The sequence below is a fragment of the Chromobacterium alkanivorans genome (assembly GCF_016937655.1).
Classification (GTDB): domain Bacteria; phylum Pseudomonadota; class Gammaproteobacteria; order Burkholderiales; family Chromobacteriaceae; genus Chromobacterium; species Chromobacterium alkanivorans.
On the sequence record NZ_JAFHKL010000002.1, the window covers coordinates 219,517 to 236,938 of the forward strand.

The 17,422-nt window shown below is 65.4% G+C and carries 21 protein-coding genes; 10 read left to right on the forward strand and 11 right to left on the reverse strand.

The window, feature by feature from the left end; all coding sequences use genetic code 11:
* Nucleotides 1-29: 29 nt before the first annotated feature.
* From JW897_RS04725 to xerC, 4 genes are all read left to right on the forward strand, one after another.
* Nucleotides 30-467 carry an acyl-CoA thioesterase gene (locus JW897_RS04725; RefSeq protein ID WP_205465316.1) on the forward strand — a complete coding sequence of 146 codons (438 nt, stop codon included), beginning with the start codon at nt 30-32 and terminating at the stop codon, nt 465-467.
* Nucleotides 468-479: 12 nt separating this feature from the next.
* A complete protein-coding gene (locus JW897_RS04730) occupies nt 480-893 on the forward strand; it encodes a TerB family tellurite resistance protein (RefSeq protein ID WP_205465317.1) in 414 nt (137 codons plus the stop codon).
* 64 nt (nt 894-957) lie between these two features.
* A complete protein-coding gene (locus JW897_RS04735; RefSeq protein ID WP_048415502.1) occupies nt 958-1,812 on the forward strand; it encodes an AAA family ATPase in 855 nt (284 codons plus the stop codon).
* A 1-nt stretch (nt 1,813) separates the two neighbouring features.
* Nucleotides 1,814-2,698: a tyrosine recombinase XerC gene (gene xerC, locus JW897_RS04740; RefSeq protein WP_205465318.1), complete on the forward strand. Its 885-nt coding sequence runs from the start codon at nt 1,814-1,816 to the stop codon at nt 2,696-2,698.
* A gap of 126 nt (nt 2,699-2,824) precedes the next feature.
* On the opposite strand, the gene JW897_RS04745 is transcribed toward xerC, so the two are convergent.
* The 3 genes from JW897_RS04745 to orn all read right to left on the reverse strand — a co-directional run bounded on the left by JW897_RS04745 (nt 2,825) and on the right by orn (nt 5,615).
* On the reverse strand, nt 2,825-3,325 hold the full coding sequence (locus tag JW897_RS04745) for a CinA family protein (RefSeq protein ID WP_205465319.1): 501 nt from the start codon (nt 3,323-3,325) through the stop codon (nt 2,825-2,827).
* Between the two features lie 11 nt (nt 3,326-3,336).
* Nucleotides 3,337-4,986: a glucose-6-phosphate isomerase gene (pgi, locus tag JW897_RS04750; protein ID WP_205465320.1), complete on the reverse strand. Its 1,650-nt coding sequence runs from the start codon at nt 4,984-4,986 to the stop codon at nt 3,337-3,339.
* Nucleotides 4,987-5,069: 83 nt separating this feature from the next.
* Nucleotides 5,070-5,615: an oligoribonuclease gene (gene orn / locus JW897_RS04755; RefSeq protein WP_048415506.1), complete on the reverse strand. Its 546-nt coding sequence runs from the start codon at nt 5,613-5,615 to the stop codon at nt 5,070-5,072.
* An 81-nt stretch (nt 5,616-5,696) separates the two neighbouring features.
* Here orn and JW897_RS04760 point away from each other — a divergent pair, with 81 nt between their 5' ends.
* The 5 genes from JW897_RS04760 to JW897_RS04780 all read left to right on the forward strand — a co-directional run bounded on the left by JW897_RS04760 (nt 5,697) and on the right by JW897_RS04780 (nt 9,588).
* Nucleotides 5,697-6,941: a M48 family metallopeptidase gene (locus JW897_RS04760; RefSeq protein ID WP_205465321.1), complete on the forward strand. Its 1,245-nt coding sequence runs from the start codon at nt 5,697-5,699 to the stop codon at nt 6,939-6,941.
* A gap of 1 nt (nt 6,942) precedes the next feature.
* Nucleotides 6,943-7,269, forward strand: coding sequence for a 4a-hydroxytetrahydrobiopterin dehydratase (locus tag JW897_RS04765; protein ID WP_048415508.1), 327 nt, complete (start codon nt 6,943-6,945; stop codon nt 7,267-7,269).
* Nucleotides 7,266-8,141, forward strand: a complete 876-nt coding sequence (rsgA, locus tag JW897_RS04770) for a ribosome small subunit-dependent GTPase A (protein ID WP_205465322.1) — start codon at nt 7,266-7,268, stop codon at nt 8,139-8,141. The genes JW897_RS04765 and rsgA overlap by 4 nt, the downstream gene beginning before the upstream one ends.
* 114 nt (nt 8,142-8,255) lie before the next feature.
* The gene (gene phbB, locus JW897_RS04775; protein ID WP_048415510.1) at nt 8,256-8,996 is read left to right on the forward strand and encodes an acetoacetyl-CoA reductase; all 741 of its coding nucleotides are present in this window, start codon (nt 8,256-8,258) and stop codon (nt 8,994-8,996) included.
* Between the two features lie 109 nt (nt 8,997-9,105).
* Complete coding sequence (locus JW897_RS04780; protein ID WP_048415511.1) at nt 9,106-9,588, forward strand: GAF domain-containing protein; 483 nt, start codon at nt 9,106-9,108, stop codon at nt 9,586-9,588.
* Nucleotides 9,589-9,807: 219 nt separating this feature from the next.
* Here JW897_RS04780 and JW897_RS04785 read toward each other — a convergent pair whose 3' ends face one another.
* The 3 genes from JW897_RS04785 to JW897_RS24475 all read right to left on the reverse strand — a co-directional run bounded on the left by JW897_RS04785 (nt 9,808) and on the right by JW897_RS24475 (nt 12,052).
* Nucleotides 9,808-10,044, reverse strand: a complete 237-nt coding sequence (locus JW897_RS04785; RefSeq protein ID WP_205465323.1) for a hypothetical protein — start codon at nt 10,042-10,044, stop codon at nt 9,808-9,810.
* A 101-nt stretch (nt 10,045-10,145) separates the two neighbouring features.
* A complete protein-coding gene (locus tag JW897_RS04790; protein WP_205465324.1) occupies nt 10,146-11,213 on the reverse strand; it encodes a DNA-binding protein in 1,068 nt (355 codons plus the stop codon).
* Nucleotides 11,214-11,383: 170 nt separating this feature from the next.
* Entirely contained in the window at nt 11,384-12,052 is a 669-nt protein-coding gene (locus tag JW897_RS24475) for a YiaD family glycine zipper/OmpA-like lipoprotein (protein ID WP_205465325.1), read from the reverse strand.
* Between the two features lie 214 nt (nt 12,053-12,266).
* Between JW897_RS24475 and JW897_RS04800 the strand changes: the two genes are divergently transcribed.
* Nucleotides 12,267-13,532 (forward strand): Hsp70 family protein, encoded by a 1,266-nt coding sequence (locus tag JW897_RS04800; protein ID WP_205465326.1) that lies wholly within the window; start codon nt 12,267-12,269, stop codon nt 13,530-13,532.
* A gap of 63 nt (nt 13,533-13,595) precedes the next feature.
* Here the strand turns inward: JW897_RS04800 and JW897_RS04805 are convergent, their stop codons facing one another.
* From JW897_RS04805 to JW897_RS04825, 5 genes are all read right to left on the reverse strand, one after another.
* On the reverse strand, nt 13,596-13,958 hold the full coding sequence (locus tag JW897_RS04805) for a hypothetical protein (RefSeq protein WP_205465327.1): 363 nt from the start codon (nt 13,956-13,958) through the stop codon (nt 13,596-13,598).
* A gap of 252 nt (nt 13,959-14,210) precedes the next feature.
* Nucleotides 14,211-15,200, reverse strand: a complete 990-nt coding sequence (locus JW897_RS04810) for a hypothetical protein (protein WP_205465328.1) — start codon at nt 15,198-15,200, stop codon at nt 14,211-14,213.
* A gap of 55 nt (nt 15,201-15,255) precedes the next feature.
* Nucleotides 15,256-15,984: a pseudouridine synthase gene (locus JW897_RS04815; protein ID WP_048415518.1), complete on the reverse strand. Its 729-nt coding sequence runs from the start codon at nt 15,982-15,984 to the stop codon at nt 15,256-15,258.
* A gap of 164 nt (nt 15,985-16,148) precedes the next feature.
* On the reverse strand, nt 16,149-16,541 hold the full coding sequence (locus JW897_RS04820) for a hypothetical protein (RefSeq protein ID WP_205465329.1): 393 nt from the start codon (nt 16,539-16,541) through the stop codon (nt 16,149-16,151).
* The gene (locus tag JW897_RS04825; RefSeq protein WP_205465330.1) at nt 16,538-17,410 is read right to left on the reverse strand and encodes a hypothetical protein; all 873 of its coding nucleotides are present in this window, start codon (nt 17,408-17,410) and stop codon (nt 16,538-16,540) included. The genes JW897_RS04820 and JW897_RS04825 overlap by 4 nt, the downstream gene beginning before the upstream one ends.
* Between the last annotated feature and the right edge of the window lie 12 nt (nt 17,411-17,422).

Genomic DNA, 17,422 nt, shown 5'->3' on the forward strand with positions numbered 1-17,422 from the left:
AGCCAAACCACTCGCCCAAAGCCCACATCATGTCCAGAATCCAGCTCGCCCTGCCAGAGCGCTTCGCCTTCGAAACCCGCGTCGACATCCGCATCGGCGACGTCAACTACGCCGGCCACCTGGGCAACGACGCCGTATTGAGGCTGGCTCACGAAGCGCGCCTGCGCTTTTTACAAAGTCTAGGCTATCCGCACGAACTCAGCATCGAGGGCCTGGGCGTGGTGGTGGCTGACACCGCGATCTGCTACCGCGCGGAAGCCTTCCACGGCGAAGTGCTGCGCTTTGGTCTGGCCGTGGACGGCATCGGTCCGCGCGGTTTCGATTTGCTCTATCAGGCAAGCAATGACAAAACCGGGAAAGAAGTGGCAAGATTGAAGACAGGCCTAGTCTTCTTCGACTACGCCAGCCGCAAGCTTGCCGCCACGCCCCCAGCGTTTCTGGAACGGCTAGGCGTCACATCAGAATAAAGGAAAGGCGTCATGAGAAAATACGCACTCAATAGCCCGGAAGCACTGGCGCGCCTGCTGGCCATGTTTATGATCACGGATGGCAATATGGACCCGCGCGAGCTGGAGCTGCTGGAGAAACTCCACGTCTACGACCTGATCGGCCTGCCGCGCAAGCAGTTCACCAAGGTGCTGGTGGATTACTGCGACGACGTGTCCGACGAAGCCAACGACGACGGCACCATCCATTTGCTGGACGCGGAGCGCATCAACGGCCTGCTGGCCGAGGTGACCGACCACCGCAAACGCATTCTGGCCTGCGTGTTGGCCATGGACATCAGCAAGTCCGACGGCACCATCAGCGAGCCGGAAATGGCGCTGTTGAGCCATATGATGAAAAGCTGGGGCATTTCGCTGGACGATCTGGAACGCGAATTCGCCCGTTGACCTCTTTCCGCGCCAAAGCAGCCGTCCGCGCGGCTGCTTTGGCCATTTTGAAGCCTCCCCACCCATGACGAGCAATACCCGATTTTCCGGCACCGACAACTACATCGCCACCGAAGACCTGATGATGGCGGTGAACGCCGCCATCACCCTGGAGCGCCCGCTCTTGATCAAGGGCGAGCCCGGCACCGGCAAGACCATGCTGGCCGAGGAAGTGGCCCGCAGCCTGGGCCGAGAGCTGATTGTCTGGCCGATAAAGTCCACCACCAAGGCCCAGCACGGCCTGTACGAATACGACGCGGTCTCGCGGCTGCGCGACTCGCAACTGGGCGACGCCCGCGTGCACGACATCCGCAACTACATCGTCAAGGGCAAACTGTGGCAGGCTTTCGACGCCGACAGCGCGCCGGTGCTGCTGATCGACGAGATCGACAAGGCCGATATCGAATTCCCCAACGACCTGCTGCGCGAACTGGACCAGATGGAGTTCTTCGTCCACGAGACCCAGGAGTTCGTGCGCGCGCGCCAGCGCCCCATCATCATCATCACCTCCAACAACGAGAAAGAGCTGCCGGACGCTTTCTTGCGCCGCTGCTTCTTCCACTACATCCGCTTCCCGGACCGGGACACCATGCAGGCCATCATCGACGCCCACTTCCCCTCGCTGCGCCAGCAACTGGTCAGCGAAGCGCTGGAAGTGTTCTTCTCCATTCGCGAATTGCCGGGCCTGAAGAAAAAACCCAGCACCTCGGAGCTGCTGGACTGGCTGAAGCTGCTGTCGGCGGAAGGCATGGACGCCGCGGCGCTGAAACAACGGCATCAGGACAACGCCCCGCCGCCGCTGGCGGGCGCGCTGCTGAAAAGCGAACAGGACCTGCAATTGTTCGAGCGCCTGATGCAAATGGCAAGGCTGCGCCGCTGAGATGGAATGCCTGGAGCGCTTCGCCGCCTCGCTGGCCTTGGCCGGCCGCAGCGGCCACACCGCCGCCGCCTATCTGCGCGATCTGGAGCAGTTGGCCGCCCTCATCCAGCCCTCCCCGCTGGAGCGGGCCGAGCACGCCCAGCTGCGCAAGACGCTGGCCAAGTTGCACGCTCAGGGCCTGCACAGCCGCAGCCTGGCGCGCAAGCTCTCCGCCTGGCGCCGTTTCTACCAATGGCTGCTGGACAGCGGACAACGCGCCGACGATCCCAGCCAGGGGCTGCGCGCGCCCAAGCAGGACAAGCCGCTGCCCAAGGCCTTGCCGGTGGACAGCACCGCGGCGCTGCTGGACCGCATCGACGACGCCGACGCGCTCTCCGTCCGCGACCGCGCGCTGTTCGAGCTGATCTACTCCTGCGGGCTGCGACTCTCCGAAGCGGTGGGATTGAATCTGGAAGATCTGGATTTTTCCGACGACCTGCTGCGCATACGCGGCAAGGGCGGCAAGGAGCGCATCGCGCCGCTGGGCGCCGAAGCGCGCGACTGTCTGCAACGCTGGCTGACTCAGCGCCAGGCGGCGCCGGACGAGCGCGCGGTGTTCATCGCCCGCCACGGCAGGCGGCTGGGCGGCCGCCAGGTGGAAAAGCGCCTGCGCGACTGGGCGATCAAGACCGGCGCGCAGCAGCACGTGCATCCGCACATGTTGCGCCACTCCTTCGCCTCCCATCTACTGCAATCGTCGGGCGACTTGCGCGCGGTGCAGGAGTTGCTGGGCCACGCCAATCTGTCCAGCACCCAGATCTACACCGCGCTGGACTTCCAGCACCTGGCCAAGGTCTACGACGGCGCGCATCCGCGCGCGCGCAAGAAACCGGACAACAAGGATTAAACGCCCGGACCAGGCGCTGGTTCGGCCCTGCGAAGCAGGGCGAGGCAATGCGCTCGCGGCGCACGACCTGTCGGAGTCGCATTCGCCGCGCAACGCTGACGGCGCGCGCCAGCCCTTGAGCAGCGCCTAAGCCGCGCGGCCGCGGCCGGCCACCAGCTCATCCAGCCGCTGCAAGGCGCGGATCACCGTTTGAGCGCGCACCTGGGCGCGATCGCCGTCGAAGCGGCAGCTGAAAGCCTCGCTCCAGCCGTCGGGTCCGGCGATGCCGAACCAGACCAGGCCCACCGGCTTGGCCGCCGTGCCGCCGCCGGGACCGGCTACGCCGGACACCGCCACGCTCCAGTCCGCGCCGGACAGGCGCAGCGCGCCGGCCGCCATCTGGCGCACCACCGCCTCGCTGACCGCGCCGTGTTCGCGCAAGGCGCCGTCTTCCACCTGCAGCAGACGCTGCTTGGCTTCATTGCTGTAGGTCACCACGCCGTAGCCGAACCAGGCGGAGCTGCCGGCGATGTCGGTCAGCGCCGCGGCTATCATGCCGCCGGTGCAAGACTCGGCGGCGGCGACGCTCTCGCCCGCCGCCAGCAAGCGCTCGCCTAAACGGCGGGCCAATTCCAGGCTTTCTTGCATGGCTCTCTCCCTCAAGCTCGCCGCGATTTGAAATGGCGAATCAAGCCGTTGGTGGAGCTGTCGTGCGCCAGCGCGTCGTCGTCGGCCGCCAGTTCCGGCAGGATGCGGCGCGCCAACTGCTTGCCGTACTCCACTCCCCATTGATCGAAGGAATTGATGCCCCAGATCACGCCCTGCACGAACACCTTGTGCTCGTACAAGGCCAACAGCATGCCCACGCTGCGCGGGCTCACCTCGTCCAGCGCCAGGGTATTGGACGGCTGGTTGCCGGGGAACAGCTTCTGCGGCAACAGCATGTCCAGCTGTTCGCCCGGCAGATGCGCCAGCTCGCGCATCGCCTCGGCCTCGCTTTTGCCGCGCATCAAGGCCTCGGTCTGCGCCAGGCAGTTGGCCACCAGCACCTGGTGCTGATCGGCCACCGGATAATGGCTGCGCATTGGAATGATGAAGTCGCAAGGCACCAGCCGCGTGCCTTGATGCAGCAACTGGAAAAAGGCGTGCTGACTGTTGGCCCCTTCCTCGCCCCAGATCACCGGGCCGGTGTCGAAGTCCAGCGACTCGCCGTAGCGACCGACGCGCTTGCCGTTGGACTCCATGTCCAATTGCTGCACATGGGCCGGCAAGCGACGCAGGCCGTGGTCGTAAGGCATGATGGCGTGGGTGTGGGCGCGGTAGAAGGTGTTGTACCAGACGCCGATCAGCGCCAGCAGCACCGGCATATTGGCGGCGAACGGCGCGGAAAAGAAATGCCGGTCCATCGCGTGGCCGCCCGCCAGGAATTCCTGGAAGCGCTCGAAGCCTATCGCCAGCATCACCGGCAAGCCGATCGCCGACCAGGTGGAATAACGGCCGCCCACCCAGTCCCAGAAACCGAACATGTGCGCGGGATCGATGCCGAAGGCCTCCACCGCCGGCTGATTGGAGGACACCGCGACGAAATGGCGCGCGATGTCGGCCTCGCCGCCGGCTTGCAGAAACCATTGCCGCGCCGCCTGCGCGTTCAGCAGCGTCTCCGGCGTGGTGAAGGATTTGGAAGCGATGATGAACAGGGTTTCGGCCGGGTCCAGCCGCTCCAGCGTGCGCGCGACGTGAGCGCCGTCCACATTGGAGACGAAATGCACGTCCAGCTCCGGCGTCGCGTAGGCGGCCAGCGCCTCCTTCACCATCAGCGGACCGAGATCGGAGCCGCCTATGCCCAGGTTGACCACGTGGCGGATGCGTCGGCCGCTGAAACCTTTCCACTCGCCGCCGCGCACCTGCTCGCTGAAGGCGCGCATCCGCGCCAGCACCGCCTGCACCTCGGCCACCAACTCGCACCCGTCCAGCGTCAGGCTCTCGCCGGCCGGCAGGCGCAAGGCGGTATGCAGCACCGCGCGGTCTTCGCTGACATTGATGCGCTCGCCGCTCCGCATCCTCTCCATCCAGCCGGCCAGGTCGGCCTCGCGCGCCAGCTCGAACAACAATTCCAGCGTGCGCTCGGTGACGCGGTTCTTGGAATAGTCCAGCAACAGGCCGTCCAGCTCCAGAGAAAACCGCTGGAAGCGCTGCGGATCCGCGTCGAACAGCTCGCGCATATGCATGTGCCGGGTGGCTCGCTGATGTTGATGCAAGCGGGCCCAGACCCGGGTGGAGTTGATGTCGGACGTGCGTTGCGAAGCCATATGGATTGCCGCTGGAATGAAGTTTGCCAATAGTAAAGGGGCAAGCCCCGTCATGGAGCCGCCCCTGCGGAACAGCGCCCTGGTTACAGCTTGAGGAAATGCTCGCGGTAGTAGCGCAACTCCTCGATGGACTCCAGGATGTCCGCCAGCGCCTCGTGCTTGCCGCGCTTGACCACGCCGCGCGCCACTTCCGGCTTCCAACGCTTGCACAACTCTTTCAGCGTAGACACATCCAGGTTGCGATAGTGGAAATACTCTTCCAGCCTGGGCATCCAGCGCACCATGAAGCGGCGGTCCTGATGGATGGTGTTGCCGCACATCGGCGTGATCCGCGGCGGCACGTACTGAGCCATGAAGTCCAGCAGAATCTGCTCGGCCTCGGCCTCGGCCAGCGTGGAGGCCTTGACCTTCTCGATCAGCCCGCTCTTGCCGTGGGTGTTCTTGTTCCAGTCGTCCATGCCGTTCAGCACTTCGTCGGGCTGATGGATCACCAACACCGGCGATTCCGCCACCACGTTCAGCTGGCTGTCGGTGACTATCATCGCCACTTCGATGATGCGGTCGGTCTCTGGATTCAGGCCCGTCATTTCCATGTCGAGCCAGATGAGGTTCATTTGATCTTGTGTCATACTTGCCAATCTTTGCAAAACCCTGCCATTTTCCTTCATTGCCGCGCTGGCGGCAAACCTGACAGCAGATAACGGACTCCGATGACCGAGGCATTCAGCTCTCTCTTCCTGGCCGCGCTGGCGGCCACCCTCGCGCTAAAGATCTGGCTGGGCTGGCGCCACGCCCGCCACATCGCCCGCCACCGCGCGGAAGTGCCCGCGGCTTTCCGCGACGCCATCTCCTTGCAACAACACCAACTGGCCGCCGATTACTGCGTCGCCAAGACCCGCTTCAGCCTGTTTTCCGCCCTGATGGACAGCCTGGTGATTCTAGCGCTGACCTTTGGCGGCTTGCTGCAATGGCTGGCCGGCGTCGCCGCCGGCGCCAGCGCTTCGCCGCTGCTGTCCGGCCTGCTGCTGATCGTCGGCGTGGCGGCGCTGAGCGGCTGCGTCAGCTTTCCGCTCAGCCTGTACTCCACTTTCGGCATCGAGGCCCGCTTCGGCTTCAACAAGACCACGCCCCGACTGTTCATCATCGACCAGATCAAGGGCCTGCTGCTGGGCGCCGTCATCGGCCTGCCGCTGGTGGCCCTGGTGCTGTGGCTGAGGGACATCTCCGGCCCGCTGTGGTGGCTGTGGGTGTGGCTGGTCTGGACCGGCTTCCAATTGCTGATGGTGGCGCTCTACCCGACGCTGATCGCGCCGCTGTTCAATAAATTCACCCCGCTGCAAGACCTGGAGCTCAAGGCGCGCATCGAAGCGCTGCTGCAACGCGCCGGCTTCAAGAGCCAGGGCGTGTTCGTGATGGACGGCTCGCGCCGCTCCAGCCACGGCAACGCCTACTTTACCGGCTTCGGCGCCGGCAAGCGCATCGTGTTTTTCGACACCCTGCTGGGACAGTTGGACCACGCCGAGATCGAAGCGGTGCTGGCGCATGAGCTGGGCCATTTCAAGCGCCGCCACATCGCCAAGCGCATCGCGCTGGCCTTCGCGCTGTCGCTGGGCTTCCTGTTCCTGCTGGGCCAGTTGCTGGACGCGCCGTGGTTCTACGCCGGCCTGGGCGTGTCCACGCCCAGCACCGCGATGGCGCTGATCCTGTTCTTCACCGCGGTGCCGGCCTTCACCTTCCCGTTCACGCCGCTGTCCAGCAGCCTGTCGCGCCGTCATGAATACGAGGCCGACGACTTCGCCGCCAGCGAGACCGACGCCGGCAAACTGGTGTCGGCTCTGGTCAAGCTCTACCGCGACAACGCGTCCACGCTGACGCCGGACCCGCTGCATTCCGCTTTTTACGACTCGCACCCGCCCGCCGCGCTGCGCATCAACCACCTACAAGGAAACCGCTGACATGAACCTGCTCGAACTGTCCTGCGAAGCCCAACACGGCGCCAGCCCGCTGGCCGCCAGCACCGTCAATCAATTGATGGGCTCGCTGCCCGGCTGGAACATCCGCGGCATCGAACTGACCAAAACCTTCCCCTTCGCCAACTTCCACGACACCATGGCCTTCGTCAACGCCCTGGCCTGGATCGCCCACCGCGAAGACCATCACCCCGACCTGTCGGTGCATTACAACCGCGTCGTCGTCAACTTCAGCACCCACGACGCCGGCGGCCTGACGCTGAACGACTTCATCTGCGCGGCCAAGACCGAAGCGCTGCTGGCCCGCCCATGACAGGTCAGACCGGACAAATCATCCGCAGCCACGGCCGCCGCTTCATCGTTGAATCCGGCGGCCAGGCTTACGATTGCACCACCCGCGGCAAGCGCGTCGACTTCGCCTGCGGCGACTGGGTGGACATCCTTGTGCAGAACAAGGAACAGGCCGTCATCGAGCGCTCGCAGGAACGCCGCAGCCTGCTCTACCGCCAGGACGACTGGAAAACCAAGGTCATCGCCGCCAACGTGACCCGCATCCTGTTCGTGATCGCCGCGGTGCCCAGCCCCAACGAGGAACTGCTGGGACGCTGCCTGATCGCGGCGGAAGCCGGCGACATCGATCCCGTCATCGTGGTCAACAAGGCGGACTTGCCGGAAACCGCGGACTTGCTGCGCAAGCTGGAGCTGTACCGGCAACTGGGCTATCAGGTGGTCACCCTGTCCGCCAAACAGGACGTCGCGCCGCTGCTGCCGCTGCTGCAAGGCCAGACCAGCGTCTTCGTCGGCCAGTCCGGCATGGGCAAGTCCACGCTGACCAACGCGCTGCTGCCGGACGCCAACGCGCGCATCGGCGACATCTCCACCGCGCTGGACTCCGGCCGCCACACCACCACCCACGCCACGCTCTACCATCTGAACGCGGACAGCCACCTGATCGATTCCCCCGGTTTGCAGGAGTTTGGCCTCAAGCATTTGAAGGCCGCCGAGCTGACCCGCTACTTCCCGGAAATGCGTCCGCTGATCGGCCAATGCCGCTTCCACAATTGTTCGCACCGCGTGGAACCGAACTGTGCCATCATGGCCTCATGTGAGTCCGGCGCCATCGCCAAGTCCCGGCTGTCTTTGCTGCAACGGCTGACGGATGAACTTTCACCGTCTAAGCCGTGACGAAGGGTGTGCGTACTTTCCATTCACATACACGGGTAATTCACTTATCCTAAAAAACTGAAAGTCGTATCGCATAAGCATATCCAGACAGACAGCTAAAAAGGAGCCAGCACTATGACTAAGCGAATCGCACTCGTAACCGGAGGCATGGGCGGTATTGGTACCGCCATCTGCAAAGCCCTGGCGGAAAGCGGTCACATCGTAGTCACCACCTACAGCAAGCCCGGCCGCGAACAAGCCTGGCTCGCCGACATGAAGGGGCTGGGACTGAAGGATATCCACGCCTATCAATGCGATGTCACCGACACCGCAGCCTGCAAGGAACTGGCCGAAAAGGTGGCCAAAGACCTGGGGCCGATCGACGTGCTGGTCAACAACGCCGGCATCACCCGCGACTGCAGCTTCAAGAAGCAGACCAAGGAAGACTGGGACGCGGTGTTGCGCACCAATCTTGACTCTCTGTTCAACATGACCAAGCCGGTGGTGGACGGCATGGGCGACCGCGGCTTCGGCCGCATCATCAACATTTCCTCGATCAACGGCCAGAAGGGGCAGTTCGGCCAGACCAACTACTCCGCCGCCAAGGCCGGCATGCACGGCTTCACCATGGCCCTGGCGCAGGAAGTGGCGCGCAAGGGCGTGACCGTCAACACCATTTCGCCCGGCTACATCGCCACCGATATGGTGATGGCGGTGGCGGAAGACGTCCGCAACAAGATCGTCGCCCAGATCCCGGTGGGCCGCCTGGGCAAGCCCGAGGAAATCGCCGCTCTGGTGACCTTCCTCGCCTCCGAACAGGCCGGCTTCATCACCGGCGCCAACGTGGCGATGAACGGCGGCCAGCACATGATGTGACGCGCCCGCCGTCGGCTCCGCTTGCAGCGCCACCCCAGGGTGGCGTTTTCTTTTTAGCCCCCCGCTGTGTATGCTGTCGTTTTCCCCAGCCACACCCCGACGACACCCCATGGCAGAACAGCTGATCATCCACGGCGCCGACAAACAAGAGCGCTATCAAACCCTATTGCCGCAAGCGCTGGCGCTGATTGAATCCGAAACCGACCAGATCGCCGCGCTGGCCAATCTCTGCGCCGCCTTGCACGGCAGCTTCGACTGGCTGTGGACCGGCTTCTACCTGGTCAAGGACAAGCAACTGGTGCTCGGCCCCTTCCAGGGCCCGATCGCCTGCACCCGCATCCCCTTCGGCAAAGGCGTCTGCGGCAGCGCCTGGCAGGCCGGCAAAACCCTGGTGGTGGAAGACGTCGACGCCTTCCCCGGCCACATCGCCTGCTCGTCCAGCGCCCGCTCGGAAATCGTGGTGCCGATCCGCAACGCCGCCGGCGAGGTGGCCGCGGTGCTGGACGTGGACTCCAGCGAGTTGGCCAGTTTCGACGCGGTGGACGCCGAATACCTGGAGCGCATCGCGGCGGGACTCGCGCGCCTGCTTTAAGATCCGCCGACAAAACCCCGATCCTGCGCTGCGCCTCCTTGTCGTGCTACGAGCACCGCCTGCGGCGGCGCGCCTTGACTCGGGTTCTCTGCGAGGTTTTGTTAGCGGCTCCAGGAAGCGCCCCGTCCCGGCTCGCGGGATTGCGTGCCGCACCGATGCGAGCATGAAAAAAGCGCGCCCGGCGGCGCGCTTTCTCAATGGTCCAACCGGCTCCGCCGGCTATAGCTGCAAGCGCATCGAATCACGCCCCTCGCGAGACCGCGACCAAACGCGCCCCGCCAGCTCCAGAATCCAGAACACGGCCAAACCGGACAGAATGGACAGATTCTTGCCCGCGGCCATCGCCAGCACCCCCTGCCAGAACGAGCCCCCGTCCGCCCAGCACAAGCCGCACCACACGAGCAAGGCCAGCAGGGTGATCAAGGCCGGGGCGCGGTAGTATTCGCCGAAAGTCATATTGCCTCCAATAAGGACAATCCTCACGACAAATTAGCAAAGCCCGCTTCCAGCGGCATCGTGGCAAGCACTTAGTAGAAACACGCTCCCGGCAAAGCCGCTCAGCCCAATAGCGGCAACTGCAGCTGCCGCCCCAGCCATTCGCGCAAGCCGGCCTCGTCCAGCGCCAACAGCTCCTGCCGCGACCCGGCCAGTATCTCCACCAAGCGCGCCAACTGCCGCTCCGCGCCCAGATTCATCTCGCCGGCCAGCCGGCTGTTCTCGCTGGCCATATCCAGCAGGCGCGCCGAGGTCTGCTCCAGCTGCACCGCCTGTCGCAGCGCGTCCTGCTCCAAGGCGGCGTTGCGCCCTTCCAGCCATTCCAGCCGCGCCTCCAGCCGACCGTTGTCGCGCTCTCGCTCCGCCAGGCGGTCGCGCCACTCGCCCTCCAGCCGCGTCCGCTCGCGCCGGCTTTGCTGCAAAGCCTCCTCCTGCCGCGCCTGCGCCTGCTGCATGGTCCGGCGCTCCTCCTCCATCTGTTCGTAGAGCCGCAGCCGCAAGCCTTCCAGCCGCTCATAGGCCAGCGCTTCGCGGCGCGCGGCTTCTTCGCGCGCTTCCTGCACCTTGAGTTCCGCGCGCTCTTCCAGCTCCTGCTGGCGTTGCTCGGCCTGGCGCCGGACCTCGGCCAACTCCTTCCGGGACTGCTCCAGCCGCTCCTCTTGCTCCTGCCGCGCCCGTTCCAGCATCTGGCGCCGAGTTTCCTCGCCCTGCAAGCGCCCTTCCAGATCCGCCAGCCGCGCGGCGCGCAGTTCCAGTTCGCGCAGGGCGGACTGCAACTCAGCCTGGCGCGCCGCCAGCCCCGCCTCCAGTTCACGAGTCTCCGCCGCCGCCTGGGCCACGGCGGTTTCCGCGTCCTGGCGCAAGGACTCCAGCCGTCCGTCCGCCTCATCGCAGGCCCGCTGCCACACTTGCTCGAAGGCCTCGGCCAGGCCGGCCGGCCAATCCGGCCGCCGCGACGACACCGCCACCCGCGACAGAAACTCCTGCCGCCATTCTTTCAAGGTGTTGTTGATCGTGGTGTTGGAGCCCGCGCCGATTCTGGCCCTAACCTCCATCACCGTCGGCCATACGCCTTCGCCCACCAGCTCGAACGCCGCCTGCCGGATGCGCGAATAAATGTCTGTCGCCATGCCTGAAAATGCTCGTTTGTCGTGGCCGACATTCTAGCAAAGCGCCGCTTTAAAATATATTACGTATTACATTTAAAATTTAACAAACCAGCCCCGACCCGCTCGCCGTAAAAAACGAAAGGGCGGCGCGCCTCGCGCGGCGCCCGCCCTCTTCGGCCCATCCGCTGGCGTCAACCGCGCGCGGCCTCGCCCACGAAGATTTCAACCCGCCGGTTTTTCGCCCGTCCCGCGGCGCTGGCGTTGCTCGCCACCGGCTCGTGCGAACCGCGGCCGGCGATGCTGATCCGCCCCTCCGCCACGCCGCGCGCGGTCAGATAGTCGCGAGTGGCGCGGGCGCGGTTCAGCGACAAGGGGTCGTTGACCGCGTTGGAGCCGGTGTTGTCGGTATGACCGACGATTTTCACCGTGGTCACCGGATTCTGGTTCAAGGTGGCGGCGAAACGATCGAGAATCGGCCGCAAATTGGGCTTGATGTCGTAGCGGCCCACGTCAAAAGACACATCGCTGGGAATATCCAGCTTCAGCTGATTGTCCGCGGTCTGGCTGACGCTGACGCCGGAGCCCTTGGTCGCCTGCTCCATCGCGGCCTTCTGCTCCTGCATGTGCTTGGACCACAGATAGCCGCCGCCGGCGCCCAGCGCCGCGCCCAGGGCGGCGCCGGTGGCCGCGCTGCGTCCGGGGTTGCCGCCGGCGGTCAACCCGCCCAGCACCGCGCCGGCCACCGCGCCAATCGCCGCGCCGGTGCCGGTGTCTTTCTGCGTTTCGGACATGTTCGCGCAGCCGGACAGGCCTCCGCTCCCCAGCGCCAATGCAACAAACATCACGATCAGTTTATTCATGCCTGGATCCTTTCCATTCAGTCCATTATCCGCCCCAGCGCCTGCGGGGCGCGCTTTCAGCATATACCCATTGCGCCGCGGCCACCTCGTTCCCCGGCCAAAAGGCAGGCGCCGCCGACCGCGCCAAAGCGACAAAACGCTTGATTTGGCTGCCAAAGCCTTCCCTTGCCGCGCCAATCCGCGTACCATCGCGCCTCGCTTTACGGGAGGGAATATGAACACGCAGACTACGGCCCGCGCCTGCGGCATTGACTTTGGCACATCCAACTCCACCGTGGGATGGCTGCGCCCGAACCAAGCCACCCTGCTGACGCTGGAGGACGGCAAGATCACCTTGCCCTCGGTGGTGTTCTTCAATTACGAGGAAGATCATTCCGTGTTCGGCCGGCTGGCGCTGCAGGAATACATGGAAGGCTACGAAGGCCGGCTGATGCGCTCGCTGAAAAGCCTGCTGGGCTCCAACCTGATCGACAGCCAGACCGAAGTGCAAGGCAAGGCGCTGCCCTTCCGCCACCTGCTCAGCCTGTTCATCCAAGAGCTGAAGCTGCGCGCCGACCGCGCCGCCGAGCGCCCGTTCGAACAAGTGGTGCTGGGCCGCCCGGTGCACTTCGTCGACGACAACCTCAAGGCCGACGCCGAAGCCGAATCCACTCTGGGCGAGATCGCGCGCCAGGTGGGCTTCAAGGACGTGTCCTTCCAGTTCGAGCCCATCGCCGCCGCCTTCGACTACGAAGCCCGACTGGACCGCGAAGAGCTGGTGCTGATCGTCGACATCGGCGGCGGCACCTCGGACTTCACCCTGATCCGGCTGGCGCCCGAACGCCACCGCCTGGACGAACGCCGCGACGACATCCTCGCCACCGGCGGCGTGCACATCGGCGGCACCGACTTCGACAAGCAATTGAGCCTGCACGGCGTGATGCCGCTGTTCGGCTTCAAAAGCCGGCTGCGCAACAACGCGGAGATGCCGTCCAGCCAGTACTTCAACCTGGCCACCTGGCACACCATCAACTTCGCCTACACCCGCAAGGCCTGGATGGACCTGCAGGACGTGCATCGCGACGCGGCGCAGCCCCAGGTTCTGGACCGACTGTTCCGCCTGATCCAGGACCGCGCCGGCCACCGACTGGCGATGCAGGTGGAAGCCGCCAAGATCGCGCTGTCGGACGAGGCCTCGCACCAGCTGGACCTCGGCCATATCGAGGCCGGCCTGCGCTGCGAACTGAGCCGCGACCAGTTCAACCACAGCATAGACGCGATGCTGGGCCAGATCGGCGCCACCGTGCGACAGCTGCTGGCCGACGCCTGCACCCAGGCCGGCGACATCGACACCGTCTTCTTCACCGGCGGCTCCAGCGGCGTGCCGGCGCTGCGCGACAGCATCAAGCGCCTGCTGCCCCAGGCCCGCCATGTGGAGGGCGACCTGTTCGGCAGCATCGGCAGCGGCCTGGCGATCGAGGCGGCCAAGCGCTACGGCTAACGTCGGCGCGCAAACGACAAAAGGCCGGGCAATTTGCCCGGCCTTTCGCCCATCCATTCCATCTCAAACGCCAGACTTGCCGCCCGCCGCCTTCTTGCCCTTCCGCCGCGCCTCCGGCGGCAACTCGAACTCGAACAGCTGAGCGGTGCGACCGGTCTGCGATTGACAGGCTATCATCAGCGCGCGATTGATCGCCTCCTTCTTGCTGACCCCCCACCACTCAATCATCTTGTCCAGGGACTTCTGCGCGTCGCGGCTCAGCTCCACCGTCACCGACAGCTCCTGCAGACGGCTGCGGCGCAGCTCTCGGCTGCGGCGCTTGCGCTCGGCCACCGTCATCGCGCGCTCGCCCAGCGGCTTGCGCCCCGGCTTTTTGCGGACGCCGCCAATCAGATCGAAGGTGTAGTGATCGCAAGGATCTTTCATGGCTTGAGTGACGGGTCACAGTCGTTGCTGAAGAGGGGCGCAAGGATAGCACAAAGCAAGCCCCGGCGGGCGTTTCGCGCGCTTTGGCCGCAAAATATCCCAACGCGATGCGGCCGGCGCAAAAAAACCCCGGCCTGGTGCCGGGGCAGACTCAATCAGCCGCCCTGAAGGCTGATCGAAAGCGACTCTACAGTTCCAGCATAGCCGCTGTTTTGGCTTTGCACAGCCCGCGTTGACGCAGCCGGCCCCGCTTCAGTCGCTGCCGAATTCCCGCTCCAGCTCCGCCAGCGCCTGCCGCGTCACCCGCACCGGCATCAGCGCGCGGCGAAACGGCTGGGTCCGACCCAACACCAGCTCCTCGAACGCCAGTTCGGTGACATCCTCGCCCGGCCCGTCCTGCTTCACCCCCATGCGGTTCAGGTAGAGGACTTGCCACTCCAGCCGGAAATGCTCGGCGGGATGCTCCAGCACCTGGCGCACCGTTTCCAGCAGCCCTTCCAGGCTCAGCGCGCCGCGCGCCTCGCGCAGCTGCGGTTCGATCTCGGCGATGCGGCGCTCGACTCCCTCGCAGCTGTCCGGCAGCGGAGAGCCGTCGGACGAGCCGTCCACCACCGTGCCGGCCTCGCAACGCAGCACGCTCAGCCGCAGCTGCAGCCGCGACATCTCGTTGTCCAGCGTCTGACGCAGCTGCTCCAGCAGGCTCAGCCGCCGCGCGATCACCGTGGTCAGCATTTCCTCGCTGCGCCGCGCGCTGCGCTCGCGCAGCTGCTCGCGCGACGCGCAGGGCATCGCCAGCCTGTGGCCGTCGAAGCTCACCACCTGCTGCGGCACTTCGCGACGCAACTCCCCGCCCTCCATCGCCACGCCCAAGCGGCCGGTCTCGCTGCGCGCCATCGACAGCAAGGCCCAGGCCTCGTCGCCCTGGCTGGCGGACAGGAAGAAATTGCGCAAGGACTCGCTCTGGCGCAGGCAGGACAACAGGCTGGCCGGTCCGGAGAACAGCAGGCCCAGCCGCGGGTCCTGAGCAAAGCCGCGCAAGGACAGCGCCAGCGGCTCGGGCATCCGGCTCGGCAGCTCGGCCAGATAGGCCTGGGTGACGCGCATGCCCGGCGCCAGCGCTTCCAGATAACCGGGGGACAGGCGCAAGCGCTTGTCCGTGGCGTCGATCAGGCTCTCTATCGCCTGCGTCAACTCCCGTTGCTGCTGCCGGCTTTCGGCGTCCAGCCCCCATCTTTGCAACAAGCGCCCTAACATGCGTCCCCCGCTGATAGCCGGCCTTGCGGCCGGATGAAAACGATTAAAACGATTCGTCGTCGCGCAGATAGCGCCATTGGCCGGTGGGCAGATTGCCCAGCTTGACCTTGCCGATGCGAATCCGCTTCAGGCCCACCACGCGCAGCCCCACCAGCTCGCACATGCGGCGGATCTGGCGTTTCTTGCCCTCGCGCAGCACGAAGCGCAACTGGTCCTCGTTCTGCCAGGCCACGGTGGCCGGCAGCAATTTTTTACCATCCAGCTCCAGACCATGGTTGAGCAGACGCAAACCTTCGTCGGAAAGTTCGCCCTCCACTCGCACCAGGTACTCCTTGTCCACGCTGGAATGCTCGCCGATGATCTGCTTGGCTACTCGGCCGTCCTGGGTCAGGATCAGCAGGCCCACCGAATCGATGTCCAGACGGCCGGCCGGCGCCAGCCCTTTCAGATGCTGCGGGGAAAAGCGGCGGCGGCTCTTGTCCTCCGCCCACTGGTTTTCCGGCTTGACCAGCACCACCGCCGGCTCGTAGCCGTCCTCGGCCTGGCCGGACACATAGCCCATCGGCTTGTTCAGCAAGATGGTGACGCGCGAGGCCTGCGCGTCCTGAGCCTTCTTGTCCACTTCGATCAGATTGTGCGGCAACACTTTCTGGCCGAGGACGGCCACCTCGCCGTCCACCTTCACCCACCCTTGTTCGATATAGCTATCGGCCTCGCGGCGCGAGCACAAGCCCAACTCGGCCATGCGTTTCGACAGGCGCACTGGTTCCATCATTTCGTTCCGTAATAAAAAAAGCGGCTTGCGCCCGCCGCGGCGTTCGCGCCGGCCCTCGCATCCAAGGCAAGGACCGGGCTGACCGCATGCATCGTCAAGTCCGCTGTTGCATTTTCCCCGTATTGTAGGGGATGCCGCCGCAACTGGCTACGCGGCGGCCGTCACCCGGCCGGCGATTGGTTCAGCGCGCCGGTGCCGCGCACCTCCTCGCGGGTGGACAAGCGCCACTGCAACACCTTGCCGCCGGCGTCGAACAACAGCACCAGTTCCTTATCGTAACGGTTCTGCGCGCTGAACAAGGGCGCCAGATCGGTGAAGTTCTGCAACTGCGGCCGATACTGGACATAGCTGTAGACCCACAGTTCGCGTCCGCCGGAAAAACGTATCCGGTCCTGCGGCTCGCCGAAGGCGTCGAGCACCTCGCGCCGGCTGCCTCCGCTTTGCAGCATCCGCTTCACCGCCGGCTCGTCCGCCCCTTCCAGTTGCTTGCTGCCGTTGCTGGCGCACGCCGTCAGCCAACAGACGCAACACAGCGCCAACCATCGCTTCTTCATTTGCCGTCCTCCCCCACCATGGGCTCAAGCACCACTTGCGCGTCATTGGACCACTCGCCCACTTCCAGCGGCACCGAATACAGGTATTCGCGCGGATACGGCCACTGGAAGAAGGGCGTGAACGGCTCCGCGCGGCCGTACAGCCAGATCGCAGGCAGGGTGAACTGGCGGCCGCCCTCCAGCAGGGTGACGCTGAACACCGGTTTGTCGGAGATGAACAGATACTGGGCCCGGCCTTGATCGTAGGGGTTCTTCTCATCCTGCAAGCGCGTCAGCCCCTTGAGCATGGCCTCGCCCAAGGCCATCGAGGCCCGGCGCGCGCACGCCACCACATCCTCCCCGCACGCGGTTTCCGGCGGCGGCAGGCAAGCCAGCTTGCGCTCGTCGCGCAGGCTCAGCCGGCCCTGCGCGCCCACCATGCATTCCAGCCGCAAATCTCCCAACCGCCGCACATTGGCCGGCAGGCCGCCGCTGCTCACCACCGGACGCCAGCTCAGTTCCGAGAACGGCAGATTGGCCACCAACTGCGCCTTGCGCCGCTCCAGACCCGCCAGCGGCTCCAGCGCGAAACTGCGGTCCGCCGCCAGCTTGACCGCGCCCTTGCCGCCGCGCCCGTCGCGCCAGGACAGCGCCACATCCCGCCGCGGCGGGTGCGGATACAGCCGATAGCGCAGCTCGGCGCCCGGCGCCAGCGAGCGGAACGCGTCGAAGGTCTGCTGGCCCTGGGCCAGCTCGGCGTAAGCGTAAACGGACTCCTTGCCCAAGGCCGGCGGTCGCGCGGGCGCTTCCGCCGCCGCGGCGCCGGCCGCCAACAAACCCAAAACCAGGCCGCCCAAGCTCGCGGCGCCCCCCGCTTTCAATTTGCGCATCGTCGCGCCTCT